Raw genomic sequence first — 14,947 nt, 5'->3', positions numbered from 1 at the left:
CTCCTGGAGGGCCGAGGACCCCGCGTCTGGCTGACCCGGGGAAGTTCCCGCTCAGGCTACCCGGCACCGCCACCCCGCGTTTTGACACCGATTCTCAACTAGATGAGAATCGATGTCATGAGAACCCCCCGTCGTAGCCTGCTGCTCACCGCGGGCCTCGCCGTCACCGGCCTGGCCCTGTCCGCCTGCTCCTCGGGCGACGGCGGCGGTGGCAGTGGCGACTCCGGCGACGGGGTGGCGGTGCTGGCGTCGTTCTACCCGCTGCAGTACATCGCCGAGCAGGTCGGCGGCGAGCATGTGACGGTGTCCTCCCTGACCCCGCCCGGCGCGGAGCCGCACGACCTGGAGCTGTCGCCGTCCCAGGTCGACCAGCTCGGCCGCGCCGACCTGGTGGTGTACCTCTCCGACTTCCAGGCCTCCGTCGACGAGGCGGTGGCCGCCAACCCGCCGTCGCACGTGATCGACGCCGCCGACGACGTGACGCTGCACGCCGCCGAGCACACCGAGGACGAGGACGAGGACGGTCACGACCACGGCAGCGAGGACCCGCACTTCTGGCTGAACCCCACCCTGCTGCCGCAGGTCGCCGACGACGTGGCCGCCGCGCTCGGGGAGATCGACCCCGACCACGCCGACGACTTCACCGCCAACGCCGCGGCCTTCGCCGAGTCGATGGCCGACCTGGACCAGCGCTACACCGAGGGCCTGGCCACCTGCGCCGAGCGCACCATCGTCACCACCCACGAGGCCTTCGGCTACCTGGCCGAGCAGTACGACCTGGAGCAGGTCGGCATCTCCGGCGTCGACCCGGAGGCCGAGCCCTCCCCCGCCCGGCTGCGCGAGATCTCCCAGCTCGTGCAGGACCAGGGCGTGAGCACGATCTTCTTCGAGACCCTGGCCAGCCCCAAGGTCGCCGAGACCCTGGCCGACGAGCTCGGCGTCACCACCGCGGTGCTGGACCCGTTGGAGGGTCTCAACGACGACACGCAGGACTACCTGTCGATCGCGGATGCGAACCTCGAGGCGCTGCGCACGGCATTGTCGTGCTCGTGAACTGTGAATCCGCGGACGCCGTGCGCGCCCCCGCCGTCCGGGTCCAGGGCCTCGACGTCCACCTGGGCGGCCAGCAGATCCTGTTCGGCGTCGACCTGACCGTCGGCGCCGGGGAGGTGGTCGCCCTGCTCGGCGCGAACGGCTCCGGCAAGTCGACCCTGGTGCGCTCCGTGCTCGGCATCACCCCGCACACCGCTGGCCGGGTCGACCTGCTCGGCCGGCCGCTCGGACCGTCGGTGCCCTGGGCCCGGGTCGGCTACGTGCCGCAGCGACTACCCGCCGGTGGCGGCGTGCCCGCGACCGCCCTGGAGGTCGTCACCTCCGGGCTGGTGTACGGCCGCCGGCTGCGCCCCCCGCGCGGTGCGCACCGGCTCGCCCTGGCCGCCCTGGACGAGGTCGGGATGTCCGCCCTGGCCAAGCGCTCAGTGCTGGAGATGTCCGGCGGCCAGCAGCAGCGGGTGCTGATCGCCCGGGCGATGGTCCGCGACCCCGAGCTCCTGGTGCTGGACGAGCCCACCTCCGGCATCGACCTGCCCACCCAGCAGACCTTCGTGGACACCGTGCACCGACTGCACGACGCCGGCACCTCGGTGCTGGTGATCCTGCACGAGATCGGCTCCTTCACCACCCTGATCGACCGGGCGGTGGTGCTGCGGCACGGCCGGGTGGTGCACGACGGCCCTCCGCCCACCCCGCGCGGCGAGCACGCCGAACCCGGTCACGACCACACCCACCCGCATGCCGACCCGCTCCCGGAGTCCGGCACCGGCCTGTCCATGGAGGTGCTGCCGTGAGCTGGATCGGCACGCTGGGCGACATGCTCAGCTCCCCGCTGATGCAGCGGGCCCTGATCGCCGCCGTCCTGGTCGGCGCCGCCGCACCGGTGGTCGGCACCTTCCTGGTCCAGCGCCGGTTGGCCCTGATGGGCGACGGGATCGGCCACGTCGCCCTGACCGGGGTCGCGATGGGCTGGCTGGTCGGCTCCTGGGCCGCACTCAGCCCGGCCGACACCCTGGCCATCCCCGGCGCGGTGGTCGCCGCCGTGATCGGCTCGGTGATCATCGAGTGGGTGCGCGCCCGGGGCCGCACCTCCGGTGACCTGGCGCTCGCGCTGCTGTTCTACGGCGGCATCGCCGGTGGTGTGCTGCTGATCAAGGTGGCCGGTGGTACCAACGCCAACCTGATGAGCTACCTGTTCGGCTCGATCGCCACCGTCACCACCCAGGACCTGTGGTGGACGGTCGCCCTGGCCGCCGGGGTGCTGCTGGTCGGGCTCGGCCTGCGGCAGGCGCTGTTCGCGGTCAGCCACGACGAGGAGTTCGCCCGGGGCTCCGGCCTGCCGGTGACCGCGCTCAACATGGTGGTCGCGGTGATGTCCGCACTGACCGTGACGGTGGCGATGCGGGTGGTCGGCCTGCTGCTGGTCTCCGCGCTGATGATCGTGCCGGTGGCGGTGGCCCAGCTGTTCGCCGGGTCGTTCACCCGCACCATGGCGGTGGCGAGCGCGATCGGCGTCGCGGTCAGCGTGGTCGGGCTGTCCATCACCTACTGGGAGGACTACCCGCCCGGGGCGACGATCGTGCTGCTGGCGATCGCGCTCTACGCCGGGACCGCCGTGCTGCGACCGCTGTTCGCCCGCCGCCGCGCCGCCGCCCTCGCCCGCGACCCGCACCCTGAGCTGCCGGACGACGTGGACCTCGCGCACAGCCACTGAGCGCGCGGCCGCACCACCTGCTCACTGCCCGTCAACGCCTGCTACCTGCTCGAGGTTGCACGAATGCACGCTTCCGGGGACGGGAGGCGTGCATTCGTGCAATCTCGGCGGGACGGGGTCACACGCGCAGGCCCCCCGGCAGCCGACCGCGCGGCGATCTGGCCAGGCTGCCCTTACGTAGACTGCTGCCATGACCGATGTCGCGGCCACGTACGGGATGGCCGGCTGGCCGTTCTGGGCGGTGATCGGCGCGCTGTTCGTGATCGTGATGGGCCGCTCGCACCTGTTCTACTGGCTCGGACGCGGGGTGTTCTCCGGCGCCGGGCGACTGGCGGAACGGGTGGACGGCCCGACCGCCGAGGGCCGGTTCCACACGCTGCGCGGCCATGCCCAGCGGGCGATGACCACCCCAACCGCGCGCCGCGGGCTGGCGATGGTGCACCGCTGGGGGCCGCTGGCCGTCACGTTCGCTTACGTGACCGTGGGGGTGCAGACCGCGATCTTCGTCGGCTCGGGGTTGCTCCGGATGCCCTACCCGCGGTTCTTCCTGGCGTCGGTGCCGGGTGCGGTCGCCTGGGCCTTCATCTGGGGCACGGTGGGGCTGGGTGCCGTGTGGGCGGCGGCGCGGCTGGCCCTGGCGTCCCCGTGGGCGCTGGCCGCGGTGATCGTCGCGCTGATCGCCGCGGCCGCCACGGTGGTGGTGCTACGCCGCCGCCGCCGCTCGGCTCAGGCGCCTTCCTCGGCGGCCAGGCAGAACTGATTGCCCTCGGGGTCGGCCAGCACCGTCCAGGTGAAGTCGGCCCCCATCTCCTTGAGGTCCCGGGTGGCGACCAGGGTGGCGCCCGCGGCGATCATCTCCGCGGCGGCGGCCTCCCGGTCCGGGACGGTTATGTCCAGATGCAGCCTGTTCTTGCCCGGCGTCGGGTCCGGCACCCGCTGGAAGCCGAGGGTGGTGCCACCGGGCGCCTCGACCGTGAGGAACCACCCCTCACCACCGCTCTGGTCGCTGGCCTCGGTGCCCAGCCGGGCCGCCCACCACTGGGCGAGGGCGGTGGCATCGGCGGCGTCGAATGTGATCATGCCCACAGAGATAGTCATGGCGGCACGGTAGCGCCGGCCGCCGACACCTAGAGGCGCCCGACCCGAACGCCTCGTTCGCGACCGGGATGTCGTCGGGGCGTGTCATCTCCCCTAGGTAGCTGCAGTCCGTCAGCGGTACACCTCGCGCCGGTGAGCGACCCGCAGCACCAGCACGACCAGCTCTCCGTCGTGAACCTCGTAGACGATGCGATAGTCGCCGGCCCGTACCCGCAGCTCGCCCTCGCCTCCCACCAACTGCTTGGCACCCGGCGGCCGGGGATCGTCCGCCAGCACCACGACGGTGCGCAGGATGCGCGCCCTGACCATGGGGTCGCTCTTCGCCAGCTGCTTGCGGGCGCGGGCGGTGAAGGTGACCTGGTAGCGAGTCGGCCGACTCCGTCCCGTCACGAGCGGAGGTCGTCGTGGGTCAGGCCGAGATCGGCCATGACCTCCGCCAGAGTGAACCGGGGGGCCGGGTCGCGGCGGGCCTCCCGCGCGGCGGCGACATCCTCGGCATCTTCGAGCGCCGCCAGCGCACGCTCGAAGAAGTCCTCCGACACCAGTACCGCCCGCCGCCGACCACGGTTCGTGATCGCGACCGGCTCGCGCTGCGCAGCGTCGAGGTACTCGCCCAGATGGCTCCGGAACTCCGCTGTCGTGGTCGACCGACCCATCGGCTCCGCACTCATGTACCAAATGTACATCACGAACAACCCGGGCGGCAGAGTCTCAGCCGGCGACCCCGGGGGTGTCCACCGCCCCGCCGTAGCGACGGTCGCGGCGGGCGTAGGTCTCGGCCGCGCGCCACAGTGCCCGGCGGTCGACCTCGGGCCACGGCTCGGGGGTGAAAACCATCTCCGCGTAGGCGGACTGCCAGATCAGGAAGTTGGAGGTGCGCTGCTCACCGCCGGTGCGCCAGAGCATGTCCACGTCGGGCATGTCCGGCTCGTCCAGGTAGCGCGCGACGGTCTTCTCGGTGATCCGGCCCGCCGTGAGCCGGCCGGCGGCCACGTCCTGGGCGATCGCGCGGGTGGCGTCGGCGATCTCGGCCCGGCCGCCGTAGTTGACGCACATGGTGAGCGTGCAGGTGGTGTTGCCGGCGGTCATCCGCTCGGCCTCCTCCAGCTCGTTGATCACCGAGCGCCACAGCCGCGGCCGGCGACCGGCCCAGCGGACCCGGACCCCCCAGGAGTGCATGATGTCCCGGCGGCGGCGGATCACGTCCCGGTTGAAGCCCATCAGGAACCGGACCTCCTCCGGCGACCGGGACCAGTTCTCGGTGGAGAAGGCGTAGGCGGACACATGGCCGATGCCCAGGTCGATCGCCCCGGCCACCACGTCCAGCAGCGCGGCCTCCCCCGCCTTGTGCCCCTCGGTGCGCGGCAGTCCCCGGGCGTTCGCCCACCGGCCGTTGCCGTCCATCACGATCGCGACGTGCCGCGGCACCAGATCGGCGGGGATCGCGGGCGGGCGGGCGCCGCTCGGGTGCGGCGGCGGGGTGAGCGGGGCCATCAGATCCTCTCGACCAGGGGCAGGGAACGCAGCTGGCGCTCCAGGTGGAACTGGGAGTACGCGGAGACCAGCCCGTTGCCCTCCCGGCGGTGCCGTTCCGCCGAGGCCTCCGCGGTGGCCCAGTCGCCGGTCATCAGCGCGGCGAGCAGGGCCAGCGTCTCCGGGGCGGGGGCGGTGGACCCGGGCGGCCGGCAGGAGGAGCAGACCGCGCCGCCCTGGGCTACCGCGAAGGCGTGGTGCGGGCCGGGACGACCGCAGCGGGCGCAGTCGGTGAAGCTCGGCGCCCAGCCCGCGATCGCCAGGGCCCGCAGCAGGTAGGAGTCCAGGATCAGGCCCGGGGCGTGCTCGCGGCCGGCCAGCGACCGCACCGCGCCGACCAGCAGCCAGTACTGCGGCAGCGCGGGTTCGTGTTCGGCCTCGACCAGGCGCTCGGCGGTCTCCAGCATCACGGTGCCGACGGTGTACAGCGCGTAGTCCTCGCACACCGGCCGCCCGTAGGCACCCAGCGTCTCGACCTGGGTGACCACGTCCAGGTTCCGGCCGGTGCTCAGCTGCAGGTCGACGTGCATGAACGGTTCCAGCCGGGAGCCGATCCGCGAGGTGGTACGCCGGACTCCCTTGGCGACGGCACGGACCTTGCCGTTGCCGCGGGTCAGCAGCGTGACGATCCGGTCCGCCTCGCCCAGCTTGTGGGTGCGCAGCACGATCGCCTCATCGCGGTAGAGGCTCACCGGTCCATTGTCCGCCATGGCGCCCACACCCGGCGCGCCAGCACGCCGGATGCCCGCAGAACGCTCACACGGCCAGCCCGGCGACGGTGACCCGGTCCCGGCCCAGGCGCTTGGCGGCCAGCACCGCGGTGCTCGCCTCGGTGAGCACCTCCGCCGACTCCGCCGCGACCGCCACCCCCACCGACACCGTGACCCGCAGGCCCGGTGCCAGCACCGACCAGTCGTGCTCGCGGACCAGCCGCACCAGATCGGCGGCGCGCCGGTCCAGTTCGGTGACGTCGGCGTCCCGGCCGGGCAGCACCACGACGAACTCGTCGCCGCCGTACCGGGCCACCAGCTCCCCCGGCCCGGCCACCGTGGAGATCAGCCGGCCCAGCTCCACCAACGCGGCGTCCCCGGTCACGTGCGAGAACTGCTCGTTCACCAGCTTGAAGTCGTCGACGTCGATGAAGATCGCGCTCACCCGCCCGGTGCTCTCCAGCCGGTGCTGCAGTGCCCGCCGGTTGCCGACGCCGGTCAGCGGGTCGAGCCGGGTCAGCCGGGTCGCCCGGTCCCGTTCGGCCAGCAGCTCGTGCAGCCGGATCCGGGTGCGCACCGCCTCGAACCGGTCGGCCTGCTGGCCCGCCCACCGGGCGACCGCCCGGCGGAACATGCTCCGGGCGTGGCCGAGCGCGGGGTGGGGCCCGAACCGCTCGGTGGCCACCCGGACCAGCGCCTCGTCGGCCACCACCGTCCACAGGTCGTGCCCGTGCTCGACCGCGACCTGCCGCAGGTCCTCCAGATCCTCGGTGGCCTCGGCGAACCGCCCGGCGGTGCAGGCCAGCATCCCGGAGACGAAGGTGACCACCTGCCACTCCACCGTCCCGCGCCGGGGCCAGCACCGGCGGCGCAGGTGGTCGATCAGCAGCCCGGCCGCGCGGATGTCGCGCAGCCCGTAGGCCGCCAGCGCATCGAACGCGCCGGCCGCGCAGACCAGCTCCCGGTCGCCCGCCGCCACCCGGCGCAGGAGCTGGGCCCGCGAGGCCAGCCGGCACTGCACCTCGCCGACCCGCGGATCGCCGATCAGTGCCAGGTGCAGCGCCCACTCCGCGAGCGCCCGGGCGCTGTCCAGCACCACCACCGGCTGCAGTGCGGGCTCGACCACCCGCCACAGCCCGGACAGCATGCGGTCGGCCTGCTCGTAGAGCTCGACGGTGCGCAGGGCGTTGGCCAGCATCACGGCCGCCGACACCTGGTTGTAGACCCGGCCGTCGGCGGAGTCGGTGAGCACCCACACCTCAGCGAGCACGTCGATCGCCTCGTGTTCGGCGCCGGTGCCGCGCAGGGCGACCGCTCGGGCGCCGAGTGCCTTGGCCCGCCAGTACGGGCGGGCGTCACCGCGGGTGGCGGCGACCAGCTCGTCGATCGCGGCCAGGGCCTCCCAGTGCCGGTGCTCGGCGATCAGCGCCCGGCCGAGCACGAACTGGGCATAGCGCCAGGTGTCCTCGTCCCCGGACCGGGAGGCGAGAGCGGACACGATCCGGGCCTGTCGTTCGGCGGCGTCGGGCCGCCCGTGCTGGAGCGCTGCGAACGCCCGTTCGGCCAGTGGGTGCAGCGGGCCGAACTCGGGTACCACGGCGAGCTCTGTGCTCATGGCCCCCTCCCCCGTCGCCCCGGCGATGTGACTTCGAGGATCGGTCACCGCGGGGTTCACCGTGCGGGTGGAGCCGGCAGTTCACCCGGACGCCGGGTGGATTCCACCCGCTGCCCACCGGGGCCGGGGTGGTAGCACCCGGGCCGGGCCCGTCGTGACGGACCCGGCCCGGAGGGAACGGCGGTTCAGCGCAGTGCGCGGTTCACCGCGGAGATGATCGCCTTGAGCGACGCGGTGCTGATCGACGGGTCGATCCCGGCACCCCAGAGCGTCTGGTCACCCACCGCGCACTCGACGTAGGCGGCCGCGGTCGCGTCACCACCGGCGGACAGGGCGTGCTCGGCGTAGTCCAGCACCTGCACCCGGACGCCCACCTCCTTCAGCGCCTCGACGAAGGCCGCAATCGGGCCGTTGCCGGCGGCGTGGATCGTGCGCGGGACGCCGTTGTCGACCAGGTCCACGGTGAGATCGGCCCGGCCGTCCTCGGTGGTGGTGATGCTGGTGCCGCGCAGGGCGAACCGGCCCCACGGCGCCAGGTCGGATCCCGGCTCCACCGGCAGGTACTCGTCGGTGAAGATCCGCCACAGCGCGTCGGCGGTGACCTCGGCCCCGCTGGCGTCGGTGTGCTGCTGCACCACCTGGGAGAACTCGATCTGCAGCCGGCGCGGCAGGTCCAGGTCCTTCTCGGACTTCATCAGGTAGCTGATGCCGCCCTTCCCGGACTGCGAGTTGACCCGGATGATCGCCTCGTAGCTGCGGCCGACGTCCTTGGGGTCGATCGGCAGGTAGGGCACCGCCCAGACGATGTCGTCGATGTCCTTGCCCTCGGCGGTGGCGCGGACCGCCATCGCGTCCAGGCCCTTCTTGATCGCGTCCTGGTGCGAGCCGGAGAACGCGGTGAACACCAGGTCGCCGCCGTAGGGGTGCCGCTCGGGCACCGCCATCTGGTTGCAGTGCTCGACGGTGCGCCGGATGTGGTCGATGTCGCTGAAGTCGATCTGCGGGTCGATGCCCTGGCTGAACAGGTTCATCCCCAGCGTCACCAGGCAGACGTTGCCGGTGCGCTCGCCGTTGCCGAACAGGCAGCCCTCGATCCGGTCCGCGCCGGCCAGGTAGCCCAGCTCGGCCGCGGCCACCGCGGTGCCGCGGTCGTTGTGCGGGTGCAGGGACAGCACCACGTGCTCGCGGTAGTGCAGGTGGCGGCTCATCCACTCGATCGAGTCGGCATAGACGTTCGGGGTGGCCATCTCCACCGTGGCCGGCAGGTTGATGATCACCGGGCGCTCGGCGGTGGGCTGGAAGACCTCCATCACCGCGTTGCAGATCCGGACCGCGAACTCCAGCTCGGTGCCGGTGTACGACTCCGGGCTGTACTCGTAGAACACCTCGGTGTCCGGGATCGTCTCCTCGTACTTCTTGCACAGGTGCGCACCCTGGACGGCGATGTCGACGATGCCGTCCTCGTCACTGCGGAACACCACCTCGCGCTGCAGCACGGAGGTCGAGTTGTACAGGTGCACGATCGCCCGCTTCGCCCCGGCGATCGCCTCGTAGGTGCGCTCGATCAGGTGCTCACGGGCCTGGGTCAGCACCTGGATCACCACGTCGTCCGGGATGCGATCCTCCTCGATCAGCATCCGGACGAAGTCGAAGTCGGTCTGCGAGGCGGAGGGGAACCCCACCTCGATCTCCTTGTAGCCCATCTGGACCAGGAGTTCGAACATCGCCAGCTTGCGGGCGGCGTTCATCGGCTCGATCAGCGCCTGGTTGCCGTCGCGCAGGTCCACCGCGCACCAGCGCGGGGCGGTGGTGATCTGCTGGGTCGGCCAGGTGCGGTCGGGCAGGTCGACCCGGATCTGGTCGGCGAACGGGCGGTACTTGTGTACCGGCATGCCGGACGGTCGCTGGGCGGTCGCTTCGCTGTAGTTGCTCATCTGTCGGTCCCTCGTGGGTCGCTGCGGGTGAGCCGGGCATGCCGAACGCCGCGACGAGGGACCCGGCTTAGTGGACCCCGCCGCGGCGGCGAAGGAGGAGGCTGCCGCTCATGAGCACCCGGCCACCATACTCCGGCCGGGTGGTGGTGCCAGCCCTGTCCGTCATCCGGGCACGCTCAGACCGACGGTCAGCGACAGGTCGCCGAAGAACACCACCGACCCCGGGGCCACCCGCACCCGCTGGTCCGGCAGGCAGACGATCCGCTGGCCGTCCGGCAGCGTCACCATCGTGCCGTTGGTCGATCCCCGGTCCATCACCCAGGCCCCGGCGACGTCCGCGCCGATCACCAGGTGGGTCTTGGACACCGACATCGACGGGTCCGGCACCGCCACCGCCCGCAGGCCGACCAGCGGGGCCGGGTTGCGGCCGATCAGCACCGGGCCGGGCTCCAGGTCGAGGACGGCGCCGTCCGGGAGACGGGCCGCCCAGGTCGCGGTGGGCGGCTGGGCGGGCGCGGCGGGGCGGGCGGAGGCGGGGGCGGCGGAGGTGGGGGCGGCAGAGGCGGCCGGCCCGGAGGCGGCCGGCCCGGAAGCCGGCGGCTCGGACCAGAACGAGTCCATCGGCGGCACGTCCCCGGCGCCGTCCGGGCGGATCGGGTCGCTCACCTGCGGGATCTGGGTGGTGTCGTGCATGGCCCCGCCCGCCGGGTCGGGTGCCGCGCCGCCGGGTGCCCGGTCGGCGGGGTGCATGAACGCGGCGTGGTCGGCCGGGACGGTGAGCGCGTCCGGGTCGCGGCGCGAGGCGGCGGGCTCGGCGAACCCGGCGGCGGGCAGCCGGTCGCCGAGGCGCAGGGCTCGGGTGTCGGTCGCCCCGGGTGGTGGGGAGACGGGCAGCGGGTCCGCTCCGGTCGGCGGCGTGGGCCCCGCGGCGGGCTCGGGCCGGTGGGGCACCGAGCCGGTGCCGGGCTGTGCGGTGAACCCGGGCCCGGGCGCCGTGCCCGCCTGCCCGGTCGAGGGCTGCGGGATGGCGGGGGTCCGCGGCACCTGGCCGGTCGCCGGCGGTGTGGAGCCGGCGGGCAGCGGGGGCAGCACCAGGCCGGGCTGCTGGATCGGCTGCCCGGAGGCGACCATGCCGGCCCAGCGGGTCTGCTCCGGCGGCGTGCCGGCCGCGGGCGGTGCGGTGCGTGCCGGGTCGGGCTGCGGGGCGGTGCCGGCGGGTGCCGGGCCGTGCTGCGGGGCGGCGCCGGCGGGCGGGGCTGCGGTGGGGCGGTCCTGCCAGCCGTCCAGCCGGGTGGCGGCGGGGGTGCCCCGGACGTCGACCACCACCGCCTCGGCGACCCGGTCGTGCCAGCCGCGTCGCCTGCCGGTCGGGTCCCAGAACACCGACGCGTACACCACCCACTGGCCGAGGCCGCACACCAGCACGCCGAGCGCGACGATCAGCGCGCGGACCAGCGCCCGGACCAGACCGATCGGGCGGCCGGTGAGCGCGTCCACCACCCGCAGGCCGAGCAACCGGCGACCGACCGTCCAGCCCCGGGTGCCGTGCAGCACCCACTGGGTCACGCCCCAGGCGACCAGCAGCACGGCGCCGGTCACGGTGGGCAGCACGGACAGCGCGACGGCGGCGCCGGTGCGTTGCGCGTCGAGGACCGAGGTCAAGGCGCTGAGCCAGATCGGTAGCGCGCACAGGGCGGTGCCGGCGCCGTCGATCAGGGCGGCCAGGACGCGCCGGCCCACGGGGGCGGGTGGGGCGCCGATCACGGCTGCGGTGCTCATCGCTGCTGTCTCCTCGTCCTGATCACCCGGCGCTGACGGCGTGCGGCGGCGCGGGTCCGTAGCGACCGGGTGGTGAATCGTCCCCGCCATCGTGCCCGACGCGGGGTGGCGGCCCGCATCCGGGCCAGGGTCTCGTCGACGGCGGCCCAGAATCCGCGGGCCTCGCCGAGGGTGGGTTCGCCCGGTCCGAAGACCGCCGCGTCCGCCCGGTCGGCGAGCGCGCGGAGCTCCACCGGCAGGCCGGTGCGGCGGTCCCGGCGGCGGGTCGGTGTGGCCGCCGCGCCTGCCACCTCGATGAAGGCATCGCCCAGCGCGGTGGCGGTCTCGCGGCGGGTGGCGACCGGGTCGGTGGGCAGGCGCAGGTCGGTGGCCAGGTCCAGCACCTCCTGCCAGCCGCCGACCACCTGCCGGACCGGCTGCGGGTCGTTCCGCCGGCGGGAGCGCCGCCGGGCCTTCAGCGCGAGGACGACCAGGAACGGCGCCGCGAGCAGCAGCAGCGCCCCGGAGCCCGCCGCCACGCCCAGCAGCACCCGCTGCCAGAGTGCGAGCGGACCACCGTCTCCGGGATCGTCGGTCTGCGGGTCCTCGGCGTCGTCGTCCGGCGGGTCGACCGGATCGGCGGGCGGGGGCGGCGGCTGGGCGACCTGCGGGTCCGGTTCGGACGGACTGGTCTGGTCGTCCTCCTGCGGCGTCTGGGTCTCGGGCGGGGTGGGGTCGAAGGTGATCCAGCCGTAGCCGGCGAACTGGATCTCCACCCAGGCGTGGATGTCCGCGCCGGTGACCGTGACCGGCTCGTCGGCGTCCCGGGCGGCGATGCTGCCGTCCTCGGCCTGTCCGGGCACGAAGCCCATCACCACCCGGGAGGGCAGCCCCATCGCCCTGGCCATCAGCGCCATCGCCGCGGCGTACTGCTCGTCGTCGCCGACCATCAGGTCACCGGCCAGCAAGCTGGTCAGCCGGTCGGCGCCGTGTCCGGACAGCGAGGGGTAGTCCCCGGCGGCGGTCAGTCCGTGCGAGAAGTACCCGCCCTCGGACAGCGCGCGCTCCATCGCCCGGGCCACCTCCAGCGGGCTCCCGGCGTCGCGGGCGGCGTCTGCGGCGGTCGTCGCGACGGCGTCCGGCACACCGGAGGCCTCGGGCAGGTCGGTCTCGGCCGCCGGGGCGGCACCGATCTGGTCGTCCTCCGGCTCCGCGGGAATGACGGTGTCGATCGTGTACCGGGTGCCCGCGGTCAGCCCGCCGGTGACCACCGCCGATCCGGTGGCGTCGTTGTAGCGCAGTCCGGACTGGGCGGTCGCGTCGTCGAAGCTGATCGACTCCGCCTGCCCGACCGTGGGCAGCCACACCCCGGTCAGCCCGTCGACCTCGATCTCGACCTCGGCCCGCTGCCCGGCAGTCCGGGACCCGTCGGCATCGACGGTGCTGCCCACCCGGCGGAACTGCCCGGAGGAGCGCGAGCTGCCGTCACCGGCCACGTTCCAGACCACCCCGTCGAAGCGGTCGAAGGTGGCCAGCCGGATCCGGGCCCCCTGCGGCAGCCCGGTGACGGTGAACAGGTCGAGGGTGTCGTCCTCCTTGACGAAGGACCGGAACGCCGACAGCGGGCTCGGGTAGTCGTAGGGGTCGAAGGGCGGGATCAGCCGCTCGCGCAGCACGAACCGGTCGCCGCTCGCCTGCACCGCCGCTCCCCCGCCGAGGCCCGCCCCGAGCGCCAGCACCAGCAGCAGCGCCAGCACCGCCGGGCGCCGCAGCCGGAACCGGCCGGACCGCCAGGACGCCCACAGCAGCAGGACCACGCCGAGTGCGGCGCCCACCAGCACCGGTGAGACCGTCTCCCGGGTCCCGAGCAGCACCGCCGCACCGAGCACCAGCGGCGCCGGGACCGCGGCCAACGGCGCCCAGCGGTCGCCGGCCAGCGCCAGCCGCACCCCGGCCAGCGTGCCGATCAGCGCCAGCAGGTACGGCGGCACCAGCAGCCAGCCGGTGTCCCCCAGCGGCGGCTGCAGGGTGAGCACGTCCTTCCAGCCCAGGGCCGCGCCCCGGACCACCTGGGCCAGCGACGCGGGTGTCGGCAGCACCGACGCGATCGCCGACTCCGGGGTGGCGAACGGTCCGCCCACCACCGCGGCCACCGCCAGGGTCACCGCCGTGCCGACCAGGGCGTTCCAGCGCCAGCGCACCATCGCCAGCGCGAGCAGCACGCCGACCACCACCCCACCGGCCACCGGGCGCAGCAGGACGGCGCCACCGTAGACCGGCAGCAGCGGGGTCAGGGCGGCGAGCACCGCCAGGGCGGGCACGCTCACGTCCAGCAGGACGCGGCCGGGACCCCGGTTCGCGGTCATGAGCGCGCCGCCAGACGCAGCGCGCGGGGCAGGTCGTCGAGCTCGCCGAGCTGGATCAGGCTCAGCCCGCGCTGGGTGCGCACCTGCAACGGCAGGCCGGGACGGCAGCCGATCGCCAGGGTGCGGGTGCCCTCCGGCACGTGCCGGGCCGCCGACCGCAGCGCCGCGTCGTCCGGCTCGGAGCCGGTGACCAGGAAGGCCAGGGTCACGTCGGGCACGTCGCGGGCGATCCGGCGCCCGAGCACGGCGGTACCGGTGCCGTCGACGGTGGTGGCCAGGCCGGAGCAGTCGTCCAGGAACGGGCGGCGGGTGGTGGTCCGCACCCGGGCCGCCCCGGCCAGTGCCGCCAGCGGGTGCTCCTCGGCCATCACCTGCACGCCGATCGAAGCGAGCACGCTGACCGCCAGCTCCAGGTCGTCCTCCTCGCGCTGGTAGTCCCGCGGGTCGGTGGACAGGGCGACGGCGGTCTGGGTGCGGCGGGTGTCCTCGTACTGCTTGACGGTGAGCACCCCGCGCCGGGCGGTGGTGCGCCAGTGGATCGAGCGCCGGTCGTCGCCGACCACGTAGTCCCGCAGCGCGTGGAACGCCAGGTCGGCATCGGACAGGTCGCGGGTGGACCCGCCCTCCAGGTCGCGCAGCAGACCGGCGTCGGCCCGGCTCAGCAGCACGATCCGCGGGTGCACGAACAGGTCCTCGGCACCGGTCGCCACCGCGTGCCGCACCGCCAGGCCGAGCGGGTCGGACCGCACCGCGCGCACCGGCCCGACCGTGACCACCGCGCGCCGGTGGGTCGGCACCGCGAACAGGTCCTCGTGCACCTGTCCGGCACCGAGCGCCGGGACCTCCAGCTCGGCGCGGCCGGCACCGACCTGCAGCTCCAGCCCGATCGGCCGGGTCCGGCGCTGCGGGGCGGTCACGACCACGCCGCCGAACGCCCGCTCGCCCACCCGGACCCGGCGGTCGGCCAGGTCCAGGCGAACCCGGTGCGGCAGCCGGCCCAGGGTGGTCGCCAGCGCCACCAGCACCGCGGCCACCGCCACGCCACCGGCGGCGGTCAGCTCCGCCCAGCCGAGCCACAGCCCCACGACCAGCAGCGGCAGGCCGAGCGCCAGTGCGCCCCAGCCCACCGCCGACAGTCGGGTGCGCGAACGTCCGGTCATCGACCC

Annotated in this window: 14 protein-coding genes; 4 read left to right on the top strand and 10 right to left on the bottom strand. The window is 74.2% G+C overall.

Going from position 1 to position 14,947, the window contains the following annotated elements:
- The first annotated feature begins 117 nt into the window (after window positions 1-117).
- From HGA03_RS13660 to HGA03_RS13645, 4 genes are all read left to right on the top strand, one after another.
- Window positions 118-1,053 (top strand): metal ABC transporter substrate-binding protein, encoded by a 936-nt coding sequence (locus HGA03_RS13660; RefSeq protein ID WP_168630845.1) that lies wholly within the window; start codon window positions 118-120, stop codon window positions 1,051-1,053.
- The gene (locus tag HGA03_RS13655; RefSeq protein ID WP_239073730.1) at window positions 1,050-1,847 is read left to right on the top strand and encodes a metal ABC transporter ATP-binding protein; all 798 of its coding nucleotides are present in this window, start codon (window positions 1,050-1,052) and stop codon (window positions 1,845-1,847) included. The genes HGA03_RS13660 and HGA03_RS13655 overlap by 4 nt, the downstream gene beginning before the upstream one ends.
- Before the next feature lie 23 nt (window positions 1,848-1,870).
- Window positions 1,871-2,767, top strand: a complete 897-nt coding sequence (locus HGA03_RS13650) for a metal ABC transporter permease (RefSeq protein ID WP_168630917.1) — start codon at window positions 1,871-1,873, stop codon at window positions 2,765-2,767.
- 190 nt (window positions 2,768-2,957) lie between these two features.
- On the top strand, window positions 2,958-3,527 hold the full coding sequence (locus HGA03_RS13645) for a DedA family protein (protein ID WP_168630844.1): 570 nt from the start codon (window positions 2,958-2,960) through the stop codon (window positions 3,525-3,527).
- Here the strand turns inward: HGA03_RS13645 and HGA03_RS13640 are convergent.
- The 10 genes from HGA03_RS13640 to HGA03_RS13595 all read right to left on the bottom strand — a co-directional run bounded on the left by HGA03_RS13640 (window position 3,494) and on the right by HGA03_RS13595 (window position 14,941).
- On the bottom strand, window positions 3,494-3,865 hold the full coding sequence (locus HGA03_RS13640) for a VOC family protein (RefSeq protein WP_168630843.1): 372 nt from the start codon (window positions 3,863-3,865) through the stop codon (window positions 3,494-3,496). The genes HGA03_RS13645 and HGA03_RS13640 overlap by 34 nt on opposite strands.
- A 111-nt stretch (window positions 3,866-3,976) precedes the next feature.
- Window positions 3,977-4,255 (bottom strand): type II toxin-antitoxin system RelE family toxin, encoded by a 279-nt coding sequence (locus HGA03_RS13635; RefSeq protein WP_168630842.1) that lies wholly within the window; start codon window positions 4,253-4,255, stop codon window positions 3,977-3,979.
- Window positions 4,252-4,536 carry a type II toxin-antitoxin system Phd/YefM family antitoxin gene (locus HGA03_RS13630; RefSeq protein WP_239073731.1) on the bottom strand — a complete coding sequence of 95 codons (285 nt, stop codon included), beginning with the start codon at window positions 4,534-4,536 and terminating at the stop codon, window positions 4,252-4,254. Before HGA03_RS13630 ends, HGA03_RS13635 begins: the two co-directional genes overlap by 4 nt.
- A 40-nt stretch (window positions 4,537-4,576) precedes the next feature.
- Window positions 4,577-5,359: an isoprenyl transferase gene (locus HGA03_RS13625; protein ID WP_168630841.1), complete on the bottom strand. Its 783-nt coding sequence runs from the start codon at window positions 5,357-5,359 to the stop codon at window positions 4,577-4,579.
- Complete coding sequence (recO, locus tag HGA03_RS13620) at window positions 5,359-6,090, bottom strand: DNA repair protein RecO (protein WP_168630840.1); 732 nt, start codon at window positions 6,088-6,090, stop codon at window positions 5,359-5,361. Before recO ends, HGA03_RS13625 begins: the two co-directional genes overlap by 1 nt.
- A 64-nt stretch (window positions 6,091-6,154) precedes the next feature.
- A complete protein-coding gene (locus tag HGA03_RS13615) occupies window positions 6,155-7,723 on the bottom strand; it encodes a GGDEF domain-containing protein (protein WP_168630839.1) in 1,569 nt (522 codons plus the stop codon).
- Between the two features lie 185 nt (window positions 7,724-7,908).
- On the bottom strand, window positions 7,909-9,657 hold the full coding sequence (gene leuA, locus HGA03_RS13610; protein ID WP_168630838.1) for a 2-isopropylmalate synthase: 1,749 nt from the start codon (window positions 9,655-9,657) through the stop codon (window positions 7,909-7,911).
- Window positions 9,658-9,819: 162 nt separating this feature from the next.
- Complete coding sequence (locus HGA03_RS19425) at window positions 9,820-11,436, bottom strand: RDD family protein (protein ID WP_168630837.1); 1,617 nt, start codon at window positions 11,434-11,436, stop codon at window positions 9,820-9,822.
- Window positions 11,433-13,781: a transglutaminase domain-containing protein gene (locus HGA03_RS13600; RefSeq protein ID WP_168630836.1), complete on the bottom strand. Its 2,349-nt coding sequence runs from the start codon at window positions 13,779-13,781 to the stop codon at window positions 11,433-11,435. The genes HGA03_RS19425 and HGA03_RS13600 overlap by 4 nt, the downstream gene beginning before the upstream one ends.
- On the bottom strand, window positions 13,778-14,941 hold the full coding sequence (locus HGA03_RS13595; protein ID WP_168630835.1) for a DUF58 domain-containing protein: 1,164 nt from the start codon (window positions 14,939-14,941) through the stop codon (window positions 13,778-13,780). The genes HGA03_RS13600 and HGA03_RS13595 overlap by 4 nt, the downstream gene beginning before the upstream one ends.
- Between the last annotated feature and the right edge of the window lie 6 nt (window positions 14,942-14,947).

The organism is Cellulomonas denverensis (assembly GCF_012396125.1).
Taxonomy (GTDB): Bacteria; Actinomycetota; Actinomycetes; order Actinomycetales; family Cellulomonadaceae; genus Cellulomonas; species Cellulomonas denverensis.
The sequence above is the reverse complement of the archived record's forward strand: the minus strand, read 5'-3'. Positions and strand labels throughout refer to the sequence as shown.